The 20,033-nt window shown below is 25.4% G+C and carries 15 protein-coding genes, 2 tRNA genes and 1 pseudogene; 8 read left to right on the forward strand and 10 right to left on the reverse strand.

The features are described from left to right. Nucleotides 1-13 precede the first annotated feature (13 nt). Nucleotides 14-1,411, reverse strand: coding sequence for a tRNA uridine-5-carboxymethylaminomethyl(34) synthesis GTPase MnmE (gene mnmE / locus H0H56_RS01480; RefSeq protein WP_185873600.1), 1,398 nt, complete (start codon nucleotides 1,409-1,411; stop codon nucleotides 14-16). Between the two features lie 45 nt (nucleotides 1,412-1,456). Here mnmE and H0H56_RS01485 point away from each other — a divergent pair, with 45 nt between their 5' ends. The 5 genes from H0H56_RS01485 (at nucleotide 1,457) to H0H56_RS01505 (ending at nucleotide 8,332) form a co-directional block, all read left to right on the forward strand. Continuing rightward, the gene (locus H0H56_RS01485; protein ID WP_185873601.1) at nucleotides 1,457-2,362 is read left to right on the forward strand and encodes a N5-glutamine methyltransferase family protein; all 906 of its coding nucleotides are present in this window, start codon (nucleotides 1,457-1,459) and stop codon (nucleotides 2,360-2,362) included. Nucleotides 2,363-2,392: 30 nt separating this feature from the next. Continuing rightward, on the forward strand, nucleotides 2,393-4,399 hold the full coding sequence (gene ligA, locus H0H56_RS01490) for an NAD-dependent DNA ligase LigA (RefSeq protein WP_185873602.1): 2,007 nt from the start codon (nucleotides 2,393-2,395) through the stop codon (nucleotides 4,397-4,399). A gap of 184 nt (nucleotides 4,400-4,583) precedes the next feature. Then, on the forward strand, nucleotides 4,584-6,986 hold the full coding sequence (lon, locus tag H0H56_RS01495) for an endopeptidase La (RefSeq protein WP_185873603.1): 2,403 nt from the start codon (nucleotides 4,584-4,586) through the stop codon (nucleotides 6,984-6,986). A 39-nt stretch (nucleotides 6,987-7,025) separates the two neighbouring features. Next, complete coding sequence (gene lysA, locus H0H56_RS01500) at nucleotides 7,026-8,243, forward strand: diaminopimelate decarboxylase (RefSeq protein WP_185873604.1); 1,218 nt, start codon at nucleotides 7,026-7,028, stop codon at nucleotides 8,241-8,243. A gap of 4 nt (nucleotides 8,244-8,247) precedes the next feature. Continuing rightward, nucleotides 8,248-8,332: transfer RNA gene (locus tag H0H56_RS01505), tRNA-Ser, on the forward strand. 20 nt (nucleotides 8,333-8,352) lie between these two features. Here H0H56_RS01505 and H0H56_RS01510 read toward each other — a convergent pair. Continuing rightward, nucleotides 8,353-8,709: a hypothetical protein gene (locus H0H56_RS01510; protein WP_185873605.1), complete on the reverse strand. Its 357-nt coding sequence runs from the start codon at nucleotides 8,707-8,709 to the stop codon at nucleotides 8,353-8,355. A 185-nt stretch (nucleotides 8,710-8,894) separates the two neighbouring features. Further along, entirely contained in the window at nucleotides 8,895-10,577 is a 1,683-nt protein-coding gene (gene metG, locus H0H56_RS01515; protein ID WP_185873606.1) for a methionine--tRNA ligase, read from the reverse strand. Between the two features lie 113 nt (nucleotides 10,578-10,690). Between metG and H0H56_RS01520 the strand changes: the two genes are divergently transcribed. Next, complete coding sequence (locus H0H56_RS01520; protein ID WP_185873607.1) at nucleotides 10,691-11,623, forward strand: 5'-3' exonuclease; 933 nt, start codon at nucleotides 10,691-10,693, stop codon at nucleotides 11,621-11,623. On the opposite strand, the pseudogene nadD reads toward H0H56_RS01520, so the two are convergent. Both nadD and H0H56_RS01530 read right to left on the reverse strand, forming a co-directional pair. Beyond that, nucleotides 11,620-12,188: pseudogene (gene nadD, locus H0H56_RS01525) on the reverse strand (nicotinate (nicotinamide) nucleotide adenylyltransferase). The gene H0H56_RS01520 and the pseudogene nadD sit on opposite strands and share 4 nt — an antisense overlap. 50 nt (nucleotides 12,189-12,238) lie before the next feature. Beyond that, a complete protein-coding gene (locus H0H56_RS01530) occupies nucleotides 12,239-13,375 on the reverse strand; it encodes a porin (RefSeq protein ID WP_185873608.1) in 1,137 nt (378 codons plus the stop codon). Nucleotides 13,376-13,465: 90 nt separating this feature from the next. Here H0H56_RS01530 and H0H56_RS01535 point away from each other — a divergent pair, with 90 nt between their 5' ends. Both H0H56_RS01535 and H0H56_RS01540 read left to right on the forward strand, forming a co-directional pair. Beyond that, nucleotides 13,466-15,400, forward strand: coding sequence for a DNA translocase FtsK 4TM domain-containing protein (locus H0H56_RS01535; RefSeq protein WP_238858456.1), 1,935 nt, complete (start codon nucleotides 13,466-13,468; stop codon nucleotides 15,398-15,400). A 17-nt stretch (nucleotides 15,401-15,417) separates the two neighbouring features. Next, nucleotides 15,418-16,725 (forward strand): LptF/LptG family permease, encoded by a 1,308-nt coding sequence (locus H0H56_RS01540; RefSeq protein WP_185873609.1) that lies wholly within the window; start codon nucleotides 15,418-15,420, stop codon nucleotides 16,723-16,725. A 47-nt stretch (nucleotides 16,726-16,772) separates the two neighbouring features. On the opposite strand, the gene H0H56_RS01545 is transcribed toward H0H56_RS01540, so the two are convergent. From H0H56_RS01545 to H0H56_RS01565, 5 genes are all read right to left on the reverse strand, one after another. After that, nucleotides 16,773-16,846 (reverse strand) — tRNA-Asp (locus H0H56_RS01545). An 8-nt stretch (nucleotides 16,847-16,854) separates the two neighbouring features. Next, the gene (trxA, locus tag H0H56_RS01550) at nucleotides 16,855-17,175 is read right to left on the reverse strand and encodes a thioredoxin (protein ID WP_185873610.1); all 321 of its coding nucleotides are present in this window, start codon (nucleotides 17,173-17,175) and stop codon (nucleotides 16,855-16,857) included. 42 nt (nucleotides 17,176-17,217) lie between these two features. Further along, entirely contained in the window at nucleotides 17,218-18,303 is a 1,086-nt protein-coding gene (locus H0H56_RS01555; protein WP_185873611.1) for a M20 family metallo-hydrolase, read from the reverse strand. Beyond that, a complete protein-coding gene (gene argB, locus H0H56_RS01560; protein ID WP_185873612.1) occupies nucleotides 18,294-19,067 on the reverse strand; it encodes an acetylglutamate kinase in 774 nt (257 codons plus the stop codon). The genes H0H56_RS01555 and argB overlap by 10 nt, the downstream gene beginning before the upstream one ends. Then, a complete protein-coding gene (locus H0H56_RS01565) occupies nucleotides 19,064-20,032 on the reverse strand; it encodes a Rossmann-fold NAD(P)-binding domain-containing protein (RefSeq protein ID WP_185874117.1) in 969 nt (322 codons plus the stop codon). Before H0H56_RS01565 ends, argB begins: the two co-directional genes overlap by 4 nt. Nucleotide 20,033: the final 1 nt, after the last annotated feature.

Here is a 20,033-nt window from a genome sequence, read left to right on the forward strand (position 1 = left end):
TAGAATTATTACTTTATTTTCCAATACAAAATTGAGAAAAAATATTTTTTAAGATATCCTCATTGGTTATTTTTCCTGTAATCTCTCCTAGATAACGCAAAGATTCTTTGATATGTATAGAGACTAAATCTTCTGGTAATTTTTTATTTAAAGCATCATGAGCCAGTAAAACTTCTTTTAATGCTTTTTTTAAAGCTTCATAATGTCTATATTGTGTCACAATAATATTTTTATCTTTTAATTGATCAATAAAAAACTTACTTAAAGTATCAAGTATTTTTTTTATTCCTTGATTATGTTTTGCAGAAATTTTAAAAAAATCAGTTTCCATTGATTTTAGTAGTTTATCAAAGTCTTTAAAAGAGGATATATCCGATTTATTAGCAATAGCTATAATTTTTTTCATGGGATACTTATCATGAAGAATTTTAATTTCTTGAATAATTTTTTTCTGTTTTTTTTTATTAAAAGCCTCAAAAAGATATAAAATTACTGAAGATTCTTGGATTTTTTCCATAGTTTTTATCACCCCCATTTTTTCTATAGGATTTTTTGTTTCCCTAATTCCTGCAGTATCTATAAAATGAAAATGAATTCCATTCCAAATGACTTCCCCTTCTATACTATCTCTAGTTGTTCCTTCTATGGGAGAGATTATCGAACGGTTTTCCTGAATGATAGAATTAAATAAGGTCGATTTCCCTACATTAGTTTCTCCAATAATAACTACATAAATTCCTTTTTTTATCGCATTTCCTAATGAAAACGATTTAATTAAATATTTTAAAGTTTTTTCTAAATTTTTTAAAAATTCAATCAATTCTGATCTTTTTGAAAAGATTACATCTTCTTCAGAAAAATCTAATTTGAGTTCTATAATAGATGCAAAATCTAATAACTTTTTTCTTAAATTTTTAATAGTATTCGTTAAGTTTCCTTTAATTTGTTGAAAAGATATTTGATGAAAATATTGATTATCAGATGAAATTAAGTCTGATATAGCTTCTGCTTGTGATAAATCCATTTTTTTGTTTAAAAATGCACGTAATGTAAATTCTCCCGGACGAGCCAAACGAATTCCTTTTCTAATAAGCAATTGCAAAATATTTTTTTGTATATAATAAGATCCATGACAAGATATCTCTATCATATTTTCTCCTGTATAAGAATAAGGAGATCTAAATATAGAAACCAATACTTGATCTAAATAATCTTTATTATTATCTACAATATACCCTAGATGAATAGTATGTGTAGATTGATTTTCTAATTTTTTTCCATTTTTAACGGAAATAAAAATATTTTCCACCGTGGATATAGAATGATATCCAGAAATACGAATGACAGAGATCGCACTGTATCCCATAGGAGGAGTCGCCAAAGCAACAATGGTATCATCATCTAATAACATATAATTAAAAAATAAGTATTTTTTTTTTAATTCATAATTTATTGTATGATCTATATAGATAAATTTTTACATTTATTTTATGATACTCTTAAAAAAATATATCCAGAATATAAGGAATTAGAAAGTATCTTTTTTTTACTAATGACCCACATTTTTAAATGTAATAAAACGAAAATTATCTTAAAATTAAGTAAAAAAGAAAAAATAGATGATTACATTTACAAAAAATTAATAAAAAAATTATGGGAGTTAAAAAAAAATAGACCTATTCAGTATGTCATTGGATATGCATATTTTTTTGGTATGAATTTTATAGTTAATGAAAAAGTATTTATTCCAAGACCAGAAACGGAAGAACTTGTCTCGTGGATATTACAAGATATAATAAAAATAAACAATTGTAGGAAAAAGGTACAAATATTTGATCTTGGAACTGGAAGTGGATGTATCGCTATTACTTTTAAAAAAAAACTTTATAATAAATGCCATATTCATGCTATAGATTTTTCTAATGAAGCCCTTTCGATAGCAAAAAAAAATGCCCAACTACATCATGTAAAAATTTTTTTTAGAAAAGTGAATATATTACGAAATTTGATTTCTATTCCAATACTTAAAAATTCTATAAATATACTCGTAAGTAATCCTCCTTATATCATAAAATCAGAAAAAAAATTTTTACATCCTAATATTATTCAATATGAACCTTTTCAAGCTTTATTTGTTCCGGATAATAATCCATTCATTTTTTATAAAAAAATTCTTTTTTGGGGGAAGAAAATGTTTACAGGAGTATTATATGTTTATTTTGAAATAAATCAATTTTTTTCTTTAGATATTCTTATTAATTTTTTAAAAAAAAAAATAGGTGGGATGTATAAACTAGAAATTAGAAAAGATTTTCAAGGTTTTTTACGAATGATTCGTATTATCCTATATAATGAAAATTAAAATAATAACAAAAGACACACACAATATATAATGGATCATCATAATATAAAAAAAAAAATACATAAATTAAGAAAAGAATTATCAGAATATAATTATCAATATTATATGATGGATCATTCTGAGATATCTGATTACGATTTTGATCAAAAATTAAAAAAATTATTTTTTTTAGAGAAAAAATATCCAGAATTTTATGATCCTACATCCCCAACACTAAGAATAGGTGTAGATAATACTTCATATAATGATCCCATACATCATCAATATAAAATGTATTCTCTTAAAAATACTTATTCTAAGAAAGAATTCATCATTTGGAAAAAACGTATCAAAAAATACATTTCTTCTTTTTCTTTGATCTGTGAATTAAAATATGATGGAGTATCCATTAATTTAATTTATAAAAATGGGTTTTTAACTCATGCTGGTACTAGGGGAGATGGAATAAAAGGGGAAAATGTTACAGAAAATGTACGAACCATACCATCCATTCCCTTACAATTAAGGGGAAATAAATATCCTCCATATCTTGAAATACGTGGAGAAATTTTTCTTTCTAAAAAAAATTTTATATACATTAATAAAAAACGCATAAAAAGTGGAAAAAACCCTTATTCTCATCCCAGAAATACGGCTAGTGGAACCTTAAAAATGAAAAATACTCAAGAAGTGTATAAAAGAAGTCTTTCTTGTATTGTATACACAGTAATAGGAAATCATTTACCCTTCCATACACAAAATAAATCTTTTCAATATCTACAAAATTGGGGGTTTAAAGTTCCAAAAAAGTTCATTCTTGGTTTTAAAAATAAGGATATATTCCAATATATAGACTATTGGAATAAATGGAAACATCTACTTTCCTACCATATTGATGGTATCGTTATTAAAGTTAATGAATACAAAAACCAATCCATTTTAGGATACACTAATAAATATCCCCGTTGGGCGATTGCTTATAAATTTAAACAAAAATTATCGGAAACTAACTTATTAAAGTTAAAATTTCAAGTCGGTCGTACTGGAATCATTACTCCTGTGGCCCATGTACGTCCTATAAAAATTTCTGGAACAAAAATAAAAAAAGTGGCCCTTTATAATGATCATTTTATACAAAAAATGGGAATCCATTATGGAGATACTCTTTTATTAGAAAAAGGAGGAAATATTATTCCAAAAGTCACAAAAGTAAATGTAAAAAAAAGATTAAAAAATGCCTATCCTATCAATTTTTTAAAAAAATGTCCATCATGTGATCACCTTTTAACAAAAAATAAGAAATTTTTTTTCTGTAAAAATAAAAATTGTCCTTCTCAAAAAAGAAAAAAAATACAACATTTTGTTAGTGAAAAAGCCATGAATATCAAAGGAATTGGAAAAAAAATGATTAAAAAACTATATCAAAAAGGTTATTTATCTGAAATAACAGATTTATATAAATTAAAAAGTGAGGATTTTATTAAAATATATGGAGTTAAAAAAAAATTAACTGATGTTTTATTAAAAAATATCGAAAAATCTAAATACAATTCCTATCATAGACTTATATATGCTTTAGGAATTCCTCATGTAGGCGAATATATTTCTAAAAAATTAACAGAACATTTTGTCAATATACATTTTTTAATATCTGCATCTTATGATCATTTAACCTCCATTTTAGGTATAGGAAAAAAAATTGCAGAAAGTATAAAAACTTATTTTTCTATTGATAAAAATAAGAATTTAGTGGAAAAAATAATCCAATATGGGGTTAATTTTACCCAGTATCCTATAAACAAAAAATTTTATCCTCTTGAAGGAAAATCTTTTGTATTTACAGGTAAATTATCTCATATGACCCGTAATATAGCTAAAAATAAAGTAGAAAGTTTAGGTGGAAGAGTATTTAATACTGTAAATAATAAAATTCATTTTATTGTTGTTGGAAAAAATTTTGGGTCAAAATTAGAAAAATGTATGAAAAAAAAGAATATAAAAATTTTAAATGAAGATATTTTTATGAAGATAATTGAACATAAAAAAAAAGAAAAATAAAACCCATTGAAACATAATATTAAATAATCATTTGAAAAAAAAAGTAGTCCATATGTATGGTTTTTTTTTTCATATAGAAAACAGTATATTTAATTTTTAGTTGGTAATTCTTTTTTATATATTTTTTTTTATAAAAAGGAATTAATCATTATTTGCATCATTTAAGTAAGAAATCTATTTTTTTATGTTACTAAAAAATATATTTACTGAATCTGGATTCGAGTCTGAAGCAGAATTTATCCCTTTAATGAGTCAAGATGAAGAAGATCAGCTTCTTAAAGATGATATTCCTGAACAATTATGTATCTTAACAGTAAGAAATATGGTTTTGTATTCTGGTATAGTTTTTCCTATTATAGCAGGAAAAAGTGGATCTATACAATTATTACAAGATGCTTATGGATTAGATAAAACGGTTGGAGTATTAACACAGAAAAATTCTGTTATAGAAAATATTAGTGAAAAAGATTTGTACTCTATAGGAACTGTAGCTAAAATATTGAAATTATTAAAAATGCCTGATGGAAATACTACGGTAATTTTACAAGGAAAAAGAAGATTTAAAGTAAACCGTTTTATTCAAAAAGATCCCTATTTTAAAGCAGAAATTCTAGCTTTAGAAGAAAATAAACCTTCCTGTAAGGATAAAGAATATATGGCTTTAGTAGAATCTATTAAAGAGATCGCCATAAAAATTATTCAGGATAATCCAAATATTCCATCAGAAGCTAGTATTGCTATTCGTAATATAGAAAGTCCATCTTTTTTAATCAATTTTGTAGCTGCTAATATGAATTTAGCGACTAGAGATAAACAAAAATTGTTAGAGTACGATGATTTAAAAAAAAGAGCAATGGAGACGCTACGTTTTTTGAATGTAGAACATCAACAAATAAAATTAAAAAACGACATTCAATCTAGAGTTCGTAGTGATATGGATCAGCAACAAAGAGAATATTTTCTCCATCAACAAATTAAAGCAATACAAGAAGAATTAGGGGATATTTCTTATGAAAAAGAAATTGACGAAATGCGTGCTAAAGCTTCCAGAAAAAAATGGCCTAAAGAGGCTAAAAAACAGTTCGATAGAGAACTACTAAAAATGCAAAGAACGAATCCTCAAATGCCAGAATATACGGTACAAAGAAATTATTTAGAATTGATGATTGATCTCCCATGGGGGAGATATTCAAAAGATAGTTTTGATTTAGAATTTTCCCAGAAAATATTGGATAGAGATCATTACGGATTAGAAAAAGTAAAAGAACGTATTATAGAATATTTAGCTGTCTTAAAATTAAGAGGAGATATGCGTTCTCCTATTCTATGTTTTTATGGCCCACCTGGAGTAGGAAAAACATCTTTAGGAAGATCTATAGCAACTGCATTAAAAAGAAAATATGTTCGTGTTTCTTTAGGTGGATTACACGATGAGTCTGAAATACGTGGACATAGAAGGACTTATATTGGAGCTATGCCAGGACGTCTATTACAATCTATCCGAAAAGTAGGAACTTCTAATCCTGTTTTTGTTATTGATGAAATTGATAAAATGGGTTTAGGAACAAATGGAGATCCTTCATCTGCAATGTTAGAAGTTTTAGATCCGGAACAAAATACTTCTTTTTATGATAATTTTTTGGAAATGGGTTATGATTTATCCAAAGTATTGTTTATTGCTACAGCTAATTCACTTTCTAATATTCAACCAGCACTGATAGATAGAATGGAGGTTATAGAAATGAATGGGTATACGGTAGAGGAAAAAACCCAAATTGTAAAAAAACATATACTTACTAAACAATTGAAAGAAAATGGATTAAAAAAATCGGATTTAATACTTGGGAATCAAGAAATTGAAAAGGTGATTGAGAGTTATACCAGAGAATCTGGGTTAAGAACTTTAGAAAAAAATATCGCTAAATTAGCACGTAATGCCGCTAAGCATATTGCTATGGATAAAAAATATGTCAAACGTTTAAGTATTGAAAAAATAGAGGAAATTCTTGGCATACCTAATGATCCAGATCGTTATGAAGCAAATAATGTCCCAGGTGTAGTGACCGGGTTAGCTTGGACTCATTTTGGAGGAGATATTTTATATATTGAATCCATTTTATCTAAGGGAAAAGGTCATTTAAGTATTACCGGAAATTTAGGAGATGTTATGAAAGAATCTGCAACAATAGCTTTACAATATATTAAAGCTCATTATGAGGAATTTCATATTGATCCTAAAATGTTTGAAGAAAAAAATGTACATGTACATGTTCCGGAAGGAGCAGTTCCTAAAGATGGACCATCTGCAGGAATTACTATGTTAACTTCCTTAGTATCCAGTTACACTAAAAGAAAATTAAGACCTCATTTAGCTATGACCGGTGAAATAACTTTAAGAGGAAAGGTTTTGCCTGTAGGAGGTATTAAAGAGAAAATTTTAGCTGCTAAACGGGCTAATATCAAAGAAATTATTCTTTCACAGGATAATAAAAAAGATGTAGAAGAAATTCAACAAGATCACTTAAAAGGATTAACTTTTGATTATGTTAGAGATATGAATGATGTTATTCATTTATCCCTTAAATAGGAAATGTTATCGTTGACTTATTAATTCATAAAAAAAAAAATGAAGGATCCCATTCATAGAGAACAGTTAATCCAACTAGGAAATAAATACGGAACTCCACTTTATATATATGATTCTGAGATTATAGAGAAACAATATATAAAAATGAAAAAGGCTTTTAGTAGCGTGAAAAATTTAAAAATTTTTTATGCTTGTAAAGCAAATACTAATTTAAATGTTTTAAAATTTTTACAAAAATTGGGAAGTGGATTAGATACCGTATCCATTCAAGAAGTAGAAATAGGTTTAAAAGCTGGTTTTACTTCAAAAAATATTATATTTACCCCTAATTGTGTTTCTATAAAAGAAATAAAAAAAGCGGTTCACTTCGGAGTTAGAATTAACATTGACAATTTATCTATTTTAGAACAATTTGGAGGAGAATATCCAGATTATCCGGTAGGAATCAGAATTAATCCACATATTATGGCAGGAGGAAATTATAAAATTTCAGTTGGTCATATAGATTCTAAATTCGGAATATCTTACTATCAAATTCCTCATATGAAAAGAATATTAAAAAATACAGGACTTCAAATAGAGGGATTTCATATGCATACAGGGTCTGATATATCAAATATTGAATATTTTTTACAAGGATCAAAAATTTTATATAAAATAGCTATGGATTTTCCAAACCTAGATTATATTGATTTTGGAAGTGGTTTTAAAGTATCTTATAAAAAAAATGATATCCAAACGGATCTGACTTTTTTAAGTAATTATATGATAGAAAAATTTCAATATTTTTGTAAAAATTATGGAAAAATAGTTACTTTAATCTTGGAACCAGGAAAATTTTTGGTTAGTGAATCTGGATATTTTTTAGTTAATGTTAATGTGATTAAACAGACAACTTCTACCGTATTTGCTGGAGTGGATTCTGGTTTTAATCATTTTATTCGTCCTATGTTTTATGAAGCTTATCATGGAATTGAAAATATTTCTAATCCTAACGGACGGTTTCGTTTTTACACAGTAGTAGGATATATTTGTGAATCGGATACTTTTGGATTAAATCGTAAAATTTCAGAAATTCGTGAAGGAGATATTTTATGCATTAAAAATGCGGGAGCTTATTGTTATTCTATGTCCTCTAATTATAATTCACGTTATAGACCTTCTGAAGTAATGATTTTCAATGGAAAAGATTTTCTGATCAGAAGAAGAGAAAACATGAAAGATATACTTAGAAATATTATAGAAATACAAATATAAAAATGGAGAGATGGCAGAGTGGTTAATTGCGGCGGTCTTGAAAACCGTTGAGGGTTATTCCTCCGGGGGTTCGAATCCCTCTCTCTCCGTTGTTTTTTTTTATTTATTATTATAAGGGATCAAAGGAAATATATAATTGATCTTTATTATTATTATCATACACATCCACATACATGGGCTTGGTATCCTTTTTTTTTATAAAATATTTAAAAGATATTTGATCATTTTTTGTAACTGGAATTTTTAAAAAAATATTTCTTTTTAAATATAATAGTTTTTTTTCCTCTTTTAGTAAATCTTTCAAAGAAATTTTATATTTTAAAAAATTATTAATAAATATATCTATTTCATCAATTTTTACACTAGTATTTTTTTTTTTATCCTGAAGATTTATCCATATTTTATTCCCCCATATGATCAATTTTCCATCTACAGGAACTTTTATTTTACTAGGGATAATCATCATATGAAAAAATGGTTTTTTCTCCTTACTTTTGTAATTTTTTTCTAAATTTTCGTCATTACAGGAAAAAAATAACAAAAAAAATAGAAAAAGTAATTTTTTTTTTATCATATTTAGTGTTTTTTTATTTTTTCTAATTTAGTGTTTTTTTATTTTTTCTAATTTAGTGTTTTTTTATTTTTTCTAATTTAGTGTTTTTTTATTTTTTCTAATTTTTTCAATTGTTTTTCAACACTTACATTTGTTATTTTTTGAAATAATAATATAGATTTTCCTAATACATGTCCTGGAGATAAAATTTCTTCTTTTATTTGGTTCCAAAAAAAAGTTTTTAAACGAAGCATTTTTAATAATTTTTTTGCCGTATGAGGAAGAAATGGCTCTGATAATTGCGCTAACATACCAACAATTTGTAAAGATACATAAAGAATAGTATCTAATCGTTTTTCCTTATAGTTCATTTTCCAAGGTTCTTCCGAAGTTAAATACTTATTTCCAATTCTAGCTAAATCCATAAAACATCCTAAAGCCTCACGAAATCGAAATGATTCGATTAATTTACCTATATTTTTTGGATATTTTTTTAGATTTTTTAAAATCTCTCTCTCTCTCATAGAGAATATACCAGGATTTGGAATAATTCCATTATGATATTTTTTAATTAAAGTTATACTACGATTTACGAAATTTCCTAATATAGCTACTAATTCCGTATTATTTTTTCTTTGAAAATCTTTCCAATGAAAATTATTATCTTTTTTTTCTGGCATGTTAGATATAAGAATAAAGCGAAGTGTATCCTGTTGATTTGGAAAATCCTCTAAATATTCATGAATCCAGACACCCCAATTTTTGGAAGTAGAAATTTTATCATTTTCTAAATTGAGGAATTCATTAGCAAGGACCTTATCCGGTAAAATATATCCCATATTAGACGCTTTAAGTATAACTGGAAAAATAATGCAATGAAATACAATATTATCTTTTCCTATAAATTGAATTAATTTTGTTTTTTTATTTTTCCAATAAGGTTTCCAGTCTTTTTTTTTACGTTTTGCCCATTCTATAGTAGAGGAAATATATCCTATGGGAGCCTCAAACCATACATATAAAACTTTTCCTATTTCTTCCGGAATAGGTACACCCCAATTCAGATCTCTTGTTATAGCACGAGGTTTTAATCCTTTCTTTAACCAAGATTTTGCTTGTCCATAAACATTCACTTTCCAATCTTTTTTATGATCCGTTAAAATCCATTTTTCTAAAAAATTTTGATATTCATTTAAAGGTAAATACCAATGTTTAGTTTTTTTTAAAATAGGAATGCTTCCACTTATAGTAGATCTTGGTTGTATTAAATCTTCAGGACTTAATGAAGACCCACAATTTTCACATTGATCTCCATAAGCTTCCTTATTTTTACAATTGGGACATATTCCTGATATATATCTATCCGATAAAAATTGTTTATATTCTTGGTCATAATATTGTTTAGAAACTTTTTCAAAAATTTTTTTTTCTTTATAAAGCTTTTTAAAAAAAGAAGTAGAAATTTTTTTATGAATTAATGTAGAAGTTCTGGAATAGTGATCAAAATGAATACCAAAATTAGTAAAACAATCTTTAATCAAGAAATGATATTTATTGACGATTTCTTGTGGAGTCTTATTTTCCTTTTTAGCTTTTATAGTAATAGGAACACCATGTTCATCAGACCCACATATAAAAAGTACCTGAATCTCCTGATTCTTTCTTCTAAGATAACGAACAAAAATATCTGCAGGTAAATAAACACCGGATAAATGCCCTATATGTATGGGGCCATTTGCATATGGCAAAGCAGCAGTGACTGTGTATTTATTATTTTTCATAGAGTATTATAATATTATCAATACCGATTGAATAGTCATCCAAAATTATTATTAGCTTTATTTTATAAAATAATAAATAATAAATTTATCCTAAAAATTATTCTCTTTTTCATATGAAAAAAAAATTATTTTTAATAGATGCCTATACGATCCTTTACCAAGGATATTATGCTTTAATCAAAAAACCTCTTTTTACTTCCAATGGACTAAATACTTCTCCTATCATAAATTTTACCTATTTTTTGATTCATACCTTGAATGAAGAAAAACCCTCCTATATGTCCGTTATTTTTGATCATTCTCAAAAAAATACTTTTCGTAAAAAAGAATATCATCCATATAAAGCTAATAGAAAAAAAACACCCAAAGATATTTATATTTCTATTCCTTATATTAAAAAAATTTTAAAATCTTTTAAAATTTCTTTTTTTCATGCAAAAGAGGGATATGAAGCTGATGATCTTATTGGTACCATAGCAAAAAAAGCAGAAAAAAAAGGATATATAATTTATATTATTTCTTTAGATAAAGATTTTTTCCAACTTATTACAAAAAACATACAAATTTACAGACCTCCTTTTAAAGGAAATCCTAAAAAAATATTAGGAATTGATGAAATAAAAGAAAAATTTGGAATAAATAAACCTAAACAAATTATAGATTTATGGAGTATGATGGGAGATTCTTCTGATAATATTCCAGGATTACCAGGAATAGGAGAAAAAAATGCTATAAAATTTATTAAAAAGTATGGAAGTATTGAAAATTTTTTAAAATCTACCCATGATCTTAGTGGAAAGATGAAAAAAAATATTGAAAAAAATAAAGAATTAGGTTTTTTATCGAAAAGATTAGCTACTATTGTGACAAATATTCCATTAGTATCTTTTCAAGAAAAAAAATTTTATATCAAAACCCCCCAATGGAATTCCATAAAAAAAATATTTTGTCAACTTGAATTTAAAAGATTATTAAAAAGTGCCTACAAATATTTTATTTACAAGAAAAAAGAAAATGCAAATACTAAATGGGATAATAAAAATTAGAAATTATAAATTTTTTTTTTCATATAGTTCCAAACTTCTGGGTGAAGGAAAGGTTTCATATTTTTTCCTTTTTTAATATTATTTCTAATAAAAGAAGAAGATATTTCAATAATTGGCGCTTTCAAAAAATATATTTTTTCATTTTTTAAAAAAGGGAGATATAAATCCCCCATACGGGGATAGACAAAAATATCATATTTATTTAAAATAATTTGATAATTTTTCCATTTATTTAAAGAATAGAGAGAATCTCTTCCTATAATAAGAGTAAATTTATATTTAGGATATTTTTTCTCTATCATATTCAGTGTATGAATGGTATAAGAAGGATAATATCCAGATTCTATGTCTAAAACACTCATTTTTTCATAACCTTCAATGGCTATACGAACCATTTTCATTCTATGAACATAATCTATAAGATTCTTTTTTTTTTAAATGGATTTTGTGGAGATACCACAAACCAAATATAATCGATATCTAAAAATTCTACTATATGATTAGTAAGGATAACATGTCCTAAATGAATAGGATTAAATGATCCAAAATAAAGCCCTATTTTCATAATAAAAAAAAATACCGAGGAGTAAACTCGATATTTTTATAATGATTAATTTAAAATAATTTAACACGATAACTTAATCCAAAAGAAAAATTATGATCATTCTTATTTTTTTGTTTCATGAAATATAGATAGTATACATTATTTTGTTGATAAATAAAATATAAACGTAGATCATCATAATGTTTGATCGGTCTATATTCTATTCCACCAGAATAATTATAGGATTTTTTGAATGATTTATTTTTTTCCATTACATTAAGTTCTTTATATATACCTATTTCATACATTCCTTTTGCAAATAAATACCATTGAGGCAGAATGTTATATTTCAATTTTAGAAAATAATTTCCATATTTTACAGAAGCTAAATTCAATGAACGAAAAATTTTTGTTATTTCACCATTTTTTTCTATATCTTCATCACTGAATATGTAATCCGCTTCTATAGAAATAGGTTTTAAATCTAATTTACTACCCAATGCTAATAATTTCCAAAATTTTTCTTTATCCTTTTCTTGAAAAATAGAATAAGACCATCTATTTTTTAGATGTTTTTTGAAAAAATCACCATTCCAATTAATAGAATATCCTATAGGAGGATAACTGATTTTTTTTTCTGTTGTGTTAGACTGGAATTGTTTAGTATAAATGTTATTTACAATTTGAAATTGAATTTCATGATTTTTTTTTGGAGTATATATAAAATTGATTCCAATAGGATTTTCCTTTTTCAATACATCTGTATATGTATATGGAGGGTATACATGAAAATCTCCACCAGAATATTCCATACTTCCAAAAGAAAAAGGTTGTTTTCCTATTAATAAATATAATTGATCATGAAACTTATATTTCAAATAAGCTACATCATTTATTATAGTCGAATGATCCATTTTAGGATCTTCATCATCTTTTGGTTTCATTTGTTGGACAAAACGATAACTGATCTTTTCATTCGCTTTTCCTCTAAGATCGAATTTTAAAGAATCTGTAGAAAAAAGTGGTCCAGAAAAAACATTTTTTTCCACTATATTATGATGAATATTACTTATAAAATCTATGTACATATTGATTTTTCTATGGGGGGGGGGGTCCTTATACAATATTTCTCCTTGATTTATTTCGCTATGCAAAGGATAAAAAAATCCTAAAAAAAGAAAAAGATAGATTAACGTTTTTTTTTTCATTTTTTTTTATTTAAAAAATACGGACTATAATATATATAAATTTTATAAAAACTTGGATAGTTCATTAAATTAATCATACATGTATGAAGTATGAAGAAAAAAATTGAAATTAAAACTAAAAATATGTATAAGAATTTTCAAAAAAAAAATCCTAAAATGATAAAAACTATTTTTGGATTATTTTTATTAGGAAATAGCATTTTCTTATTTTTAAGTTTTTATTCTTTTATATTTCATTGGAAAAATGATCAAAGTCAACTATATTCAATTTTTGATAAAGAAATCATAGCAGAAAATTTACTTGGAAAAATGGGTGCAGCTGTTTCTCACTATTTTATACACGGTGGGATAGGTCTTAGTGCTTTTTTTTTACCCATATCATTATTTTTAATGGGATTAAGAATTTTTTTTGTAAAAAAAAAAATCCTAAAAAATAGTTATCAATATATAATATATCAATTGTTATTTTTCAGTATCTGGATTCCAATAACCTTTTATTTAATTTTTCCTAAAAAAGGAATATTGAGTGGTATTGTAGGTTTTGAAATTGGAAATTTTTTGATCAGTTTATTTGGTAAAGTAGGACTAGGAATACTATTAATTATCAGTATTTTTCTTTACTTTATCCTACTATTTAGTAGCATAAAAACAAAAAAAATAAAAAATGGGATAAAAAAAAAAATACCTTCTTGCAATGAAGAAATCAATGCCATATTGAAATTATGTTATAATATGGTAAAAAAATATTTTTTTAAAAAAAAAACACATTATATTGATGAAAAGATTACATTTTTAAAAAAAAAACCCATAATAAATCCCATAATAAATCCTACTTATTCCCTTAAAAGTAATAATAACAATGAAGATTTTTCCTATATGGAGGAAAAATATTTAGAAAAAAATAAAAAAAAAATTATTAAAATTCTAAATTTTTACAAAATAAAAGTATATAATATAAAGGCTACTATAGGCCCTACTATCACTTTATACGAAATATTTCCTAATGTAGGAGTACGCGTTTCTAAAATAAAAAATTTGGAAAATGAAATTGCTTTAAACTTATCGGCTTTAAGTATAAGAATTATAGCTCCTATTCCTGGTAAAGGATCTATTGGAATCGAAATTCCAAATCATCACCATACCATCGTATATATGAAAAATATTCTTGAATCGGAAAAAATTTTTAAAAAAAGTCATCAAATGGAATTACCCATTTCATTAGGAAAAACTGTATTTAATGAAATTTTTATGATAGATTTGGCAAAAATGCCACATTTGCTTATAGCGGGATCTACTGGACAAGGAAAATCCGTAGGATTAAATTCTATGATTGTATTCTTGTTATATAACAAAAATTCAGAAGAGATCAAATTTATTTTAATTGATCCAAAAAAAGTAGAATTTTCTATATATAATAAAATTTCAAAATCTTATTTTGCGCTTCTACCTAATTATATAGATCCTATCATTACTCATTTACATGAAGTAATAGATGTATTAAATTCTTTATGTAAAGAGATGGATAACCGATATGTTATTTTGAAAAAAGCTATGGTAAGAAATATTCAAGAATATAATATAAAATATGAAAAAAAATATCATTTACCATATATAATCTTAATTATTGATGAATTTGCAGATTTAAGCCTTTCTTTTAAAAAAAAAGAAATAGAAATATATATTACCCGTTTATCACAATTATCCCGTGCTGTTGGCATTCATTTAATTATTGCTACACAACGTCCATCAGTAAATGTCATTACTGGATTAATTAAATCAAATTTTACCGCAAGAGTTTCCTTTAAAGTAAGTTCTAAAATAGATTCTATAACTATCCTAGACTCTACAGGAGCGGAAAAATTGATTGGTAGAGGAGATTCTTTATTTTATAATAAAAATGAATTAATACGGTTACAATGTCCTTTTATAGATATAAATGATATTCAAAAAATTATTAATTTTTATGGACAAAATAATTTTACAAAAAAAAAATACTTTTTTTTACCGGAACCAGATGCTAAATGAGGAAAATACTTAAATATATGCTAAAAATAAAAAAACTGGATCTATACATAATTCGTTTATTTATAGTTCCTTTTTTAGTCATTTTTTTTTCTGTTTTTTTTATATTAATTATTCAATTTTTTTGGAGTAAAATGGATGAATTGACAGGGAAAAATATTAATATTTTCATTATAATAAAATTTATATTTTATTTTGGAATTTCTATTATCCCTTTAGTCATGCCTATTTCTATTTTATTGACCTCTATTATGACTTATGGATTGATTTCAGAAAATCAAGAAATGAATATAATTAAATCTTCTGGAATATCCCTTTTTCGCATCATGAAACCTATTTTCCTTATAACATTATTATTATCCGTAGGGTTATATTTTTTTTCTGATTTTGCTATTCCAAAAGCAAAAAAAAAAGCCAAACAATTAGGATATCAAATTACCTTAGCTCTTCCATCTTTAAAATTAAAGGAAGGTATGTTTGTAAATATTTTTCCAAATTTTTTTATAAAAATAGATAAAAAATCAGGCCCAAATGGAAATTATCTTGATAATATATTCATTTTTTTTTATGGAAAAGATTTATTGATTAATACTATTTTTTCTAAAAATGGTATTTTAATCCCCAATAAAAAGGATGGATCTTTTATCATTAAACTAATGAATGGTTTTTTTTATAGTGAAAGTGTAACTACAAAAAAAACATTTTCCTATCAAATGATACATTTTGATACTTTTATTCAATATTTTAAAATTCCTTTCATGGAAGAAAAAATAAGAAATTTAGATTATTATGATTATTATAAAACCTTTAATACAAAAAAACTAATCGAACAAATACATTTTTTAAAAAAAGAAAAAAAACAATTGTCTTATAAATTTAAGAAAGAAAATTATGATTTTTTTTTTACTATTTACAATACTCCTAATAGGAGTAGGAATAGATACAGAAAAATCATAGATCATTTATCCTTTTTAATAAAAAAATTAAAATTTCAAAAAAAATTGATACAAGATAAAAAAAGAACTTTAGCAAAAATTCAATTAGAATTACAAAATAAATTTACATTCCCAGTAACATGCATTATCATGTTTCTTACTGGAGCCCCAATAGGGGCTATGATCAAAAAAGGAGGAATAGGTATTTCAAGTATAATGGCAATAACTTTATTCCTCATTTATTATATTTTACTGACCATTACACAACATAAAGGAGAAAAAGCGGAAATATGTCCATGGATAAGTGCATGGATCCCAAATTTAATTTTTTTTCCAATAAGTATATGGATTACTTATAAAACTGGAATGGATGATTTTTATAAAAAATCCTAATTTTTTTATAAAAATGGTATTTTAATACCCAAATAAAAGTATTATTGCGGTCTGGACGGGACTTGAACCCGCGACCCCATGCGTGACAGGCATGTATTCTAACCAACTGAACTACCAGACCTTAAAACATTAAATTAAGGAGTCCAATTTATTTTTGATATCTTCCTTAGAAGAAACTCCAATATGCATATCTTTTTTTTCTCCATTTTTAAAAAACAACATGGTAGGAATACTACGTATTCCATATTGAGAAGAAATTTTTGTATTTTTATCAACATTTAACTTTACGACCAATGCTTTTCCTTTATATTCAGTACATACATCTTCTAATATAGCAGATAAATTTCTACATGGAGCACACCATGGAGCCCAAAAATCTACTAAAATAGGCTTTTTTGATGATTTTAAAACCACTTTCTCAAAGTTTTCATCGTTTATTTCTTGTATCATACTTTTTTTTTACATTTATATAACAAATTTACCTTTTTTGTTTTAAAATTGAAAGTCTTTTAACAAACGTATGTAAATATCTATTCCATTGAATATTTCTGAAATTAAAACATACTCATTAGGTGTATGAGAACGAACGCTATCTCCTACACCCATTTTAATAGTTGGAAAGGACATAATACTTTGATCAGAAAGTGTAGGGGATCCATAAGTTTTTCTTCCTATCATTTTTGCTTTCAATACAATTGGATGATTTGTATTAATAAAAGAAGCATTAGAATGAAAAGAACGTGGTTTGATTTTAGAATGAATATTTTTTTGTATCATTTTAATTAATTCTTCATTAGTATATAATTCATTATTTCTAATATCTATAACAAAAGAGCAAAAATCAGGAATCATATTATGTTGTATGCCCCCTTGTATTTTCGTAACAGTTAAGGTTGGAATTCCTAGTAATTTTGATTTTTTCTTAAAATGCATATTTCTTAAATATTCTATATCTTTTGTAGCCATATAGATGGCATTAATCCCTATATCTCTTGCAGAATGTCCTGTTTTTCCTTCTGCTATACAATCTAATACGATTAATCCTTTTTCCGCAATAGCAACTTGCATATTTGTGGGTTCACCTATAATACCTAAATCTATCCATCCTAATTCAGGTAAAATAGATCGTACCCCTAATTTACCAGAAATTTCTTCTTCTGCAGTGATAGAAAGAACTAATCTATAAGGTAATACAGATAAACTACTTAAATATATAAAGGTAGAAATTAATGCCACAACGGAAGCGCCCGCATCATTACTTCCTAACCCTATTAATTTATCTTCTTTTTTTTTTATTTTAGCAATAAAAGGATCTGTTTTCCAATTCCCTCCTGGAGGGACAGTATCCTGATGAGAGTTTAATAAAATAGTACGAATATTTTTTTTTTTATTATAATTAGTATTTTCAGTCCATATATTATTAAATTTCCTTTGTATATAAAATCCATATTGTGAAATATAGTCCTCTATCAAAAAAGAAACTTTTTTTTCTTTTTTTGATAGAGATGGCGTATTGATTATTTTTATCAAAAGTTGTATCGCTTCTTTCTTTAAAAGAGACAAATTTACTATAGACATAAAATTGTTTTATGATTTTCATTTAAATTATCAGTATGCCCGATACTCACTTTCAATACTCCATTTTTTAATGCAAAAAAAGCATTTTCTAATTTTGTAATCATCCCATTTTTTACCGTATGATTCTTTTTTAGTATTTGAAATAAATTAAAATCTATTTTTTTATAATAAGATTCCGAATCCTGTAAATCTCGTAATACTCCCTTTTTTTCAAAACAAAAATGTAATTCTATTTCATCTCCTTCTTTTGTCAAAGATATAGCTATATATGAAGCTATAGTGTCTGCGTTAGTATTTAGAAGATCTCCTTTGCTATTATGAGTAATAGAACATAAAACAGGAACAATATTGTTATTTAAAATAAATTTGATAAAAGAGGTATTTATACTTTGTATATCACCTACATATCCATAATCAATATCATCTGTCTTACTACGAAAAGAAGAATTAATACAATTCATATCCGCTCCGCACAAACCTAAAGCATTACAATGATAAGATTGTAATTTAGCAACGATAGTTTTGTTGATAATTCCAGCATAGGTCATAACAACTATATCAAGAGTTTCTTTATCCGTAATCCTTCTCCCTTGTATAAATTTGGGCGTTATACCCATTTTATCAGAAATTATGTTTGCCTTACTACCTCCTCCATGAATTAATATCTTTTTTCCTGATAATTTCAAAAAAGATTTTAAAGAATGATTAAGAAATTCTGTATGATTAATTAAATTTCCTCCAATTTTTACTATATGGATTTTCATGATAAAGATTGTAATATTTTTAAAAAAATTATTTGTGAAGAATAAATTCTATTTTCTGCCTGTTTCAAAATAATGGAAGAAGGACTATCCAAAACAGAATCTTCCACCACCATATTTCTCCTTACCGGTAAACAATGCATAAATTTTGCATTATTAGTTAATTTCATTTTATTTTTAGTAATCATCCAATCAGTACTATGACAAAGTATTTTTCCATAATGTATATAACTACTCCAATTTTTTGCATATATAAAATCTGCATTTAAAAATGCTTCCTCTTGATTATATGTAGTATAAATTCCGTTAGAAAATTTTTTAGATAGATCGTACTTTTCTGGAAAAGTAATGGTTAAATCGATTTCTTTTATCTTAGATATCCATTGAACAAAGGAATTTGCTACAGACTGTGGTAATGGTTTGATATGAGGCGCCCAACTTAACACAACTTTACATTTTTTCTTATTATTATTTAAAAAAAAAGGGCTACATTCTACAATTGTCATCACATCTGCTAAAGACTGCAAAGGATGTAAGGTAGCACTTTCCATATTAATCACTGGAATTTTAGAATATGTCAATATTTTATTAAAAATTACTTCTTTATAATCATAATCTCTATCTATAAGATTAGGAAAAGTTCTTACGGCCATAATATCACAATATAGACTCATCACAGAAATAGCCTCCTTTAAATGTTCTTGAGTAGATTTCATAATATTTCCATCATTCATTTCAATTTTCCAAGAATCCTTATGAATATTTAATACCCAAATATTGCATCCTAAATTAAAAGCGGCCTTTTGACAACTAATTCTTGTACGTAAAGAAGGATTAAAAAAAACCAATCCAATTGTTTTATTTTTTCCAATATGATAAAACTTATATGGATTATTCTTCAAATCAATGGCTTCTTTAATCAGATCATACACATTAATAACATCTTCTACACTAAAAAAATTTTTCATA

The sequence above is a fragment of the Blattabacterium cuenoti genome (genome assembly GCF_014252455.1).
Classification (GTDB): domain Bacteria; phylum Bacteroidota; class Bacteroidia; order Flavobacteriales; family Blattabacteriaceae; genus Blattabacterium; species Blattabacterium cuenoti_R.

Excerpts from the sequence above, each read along its gene's own strand:
- H0H56_RS01555 (WP_185873611.1), bottom strand. The coding sequence starts at position 18,303 with ATGTCTATAGTAAATTTGTCTCTTTTAAAGAAAGAAGCGATACAACTT.
- argB (WP_185873612.1), bottom strand. The coding sequence starts at position 19,067 with ATGAAAATCCATATAGTAAAAATTGGAGGAAATTTAATTAATCATACA.
- trxA (WP_185873610.1), bottom strand. The coding sequence starts at position 17,175 with ATGATACAAGAAATAAACGATGAAAACTTTGAGAAAGTGGTTTTAAAA.
- ligA (WP_185873602.1), top strand. The coding sequence starts at position 2,393 with ATGGATCATCATAATATAAAAAAAAAAATACATAAATTAAGAAAAGAA.
- H0H56_RS01485 (WP_185873601.1), top strand. The coding sequence starts at position 1,457 with ATGATCTATATAGATAAATTTTTACATTTATTTTATGATACTCTTAAA.
- H0H56_RS01535 (WP_238858456.1), top strand. The coding sequence starts at position 13,466 with ATGAAGAAAAAAATTGAAATTAAAACTAAAAATATGTATAAGAATTTT.
- H0H56_RS01530 (WP_185873608.1), bottom strand. The coding sequence starts at position 13,375 with ATGAAAAAAAAAACGTTAATCTATCTTTTTCTTTTTTTAGGATTTTTT.
- H0H56_RS01520 (WP_185873607.1), top strand. The coding sequence starts at position 10,691 with ATGAAAAAAAAATTATTTTTAATAGATGCCTATACGATCCTTTACCAA.
- lysA (WP_185873604.1), top strand. The coding sequence starts at position 7,026 with ATGAAGGATCCCATTCATAGAGAACAGTTAATCCAACTAGGAAATAAA.
- metG (WP_185873606.1), bottom strand. The coding sequence starts at position 10,577 with ATGAAAAATAATAAATACACAGTCACTGCTGCTTTGCCATATGCAAAT.
- mnmE (WP_185873600.1), bottom strand. The coding sequence starts at position 1,411 with ATGTTATTAGATGATGATACCATTGTTGCTTTGGCGACTCCTCCTATG.
- H0H56_RS01510 (WP_185873605.1), bottom strand. The coding sequence starts at position 8,709 with ATGATGATTATCCCTAGTAAAATAAAAGTTCCTGTAGATGGAAAATTG.
- H0H56_RS01565 (WP_185874117.1), bottom strand. The coding sequence starts at position 20,032 with ATGAAAAATTTTTTTAGTGTAGAAGATGTTATTAATGTGTATGATCTG.
- lon (WP_185873603.1), top strand. The coding sequence starts at position 4,584 with ATGTTACTAAAAAATATATTTACTGAATCTGGATTCGAGTCTGAAGCA.
- H0H56_RS01540 (WP_185873609.1), top strand. The coding sequence starts at position 15,418 with ATGCTAAAAATAAAAAAACTGGATCTATACATAATTCGTTTATTTATA.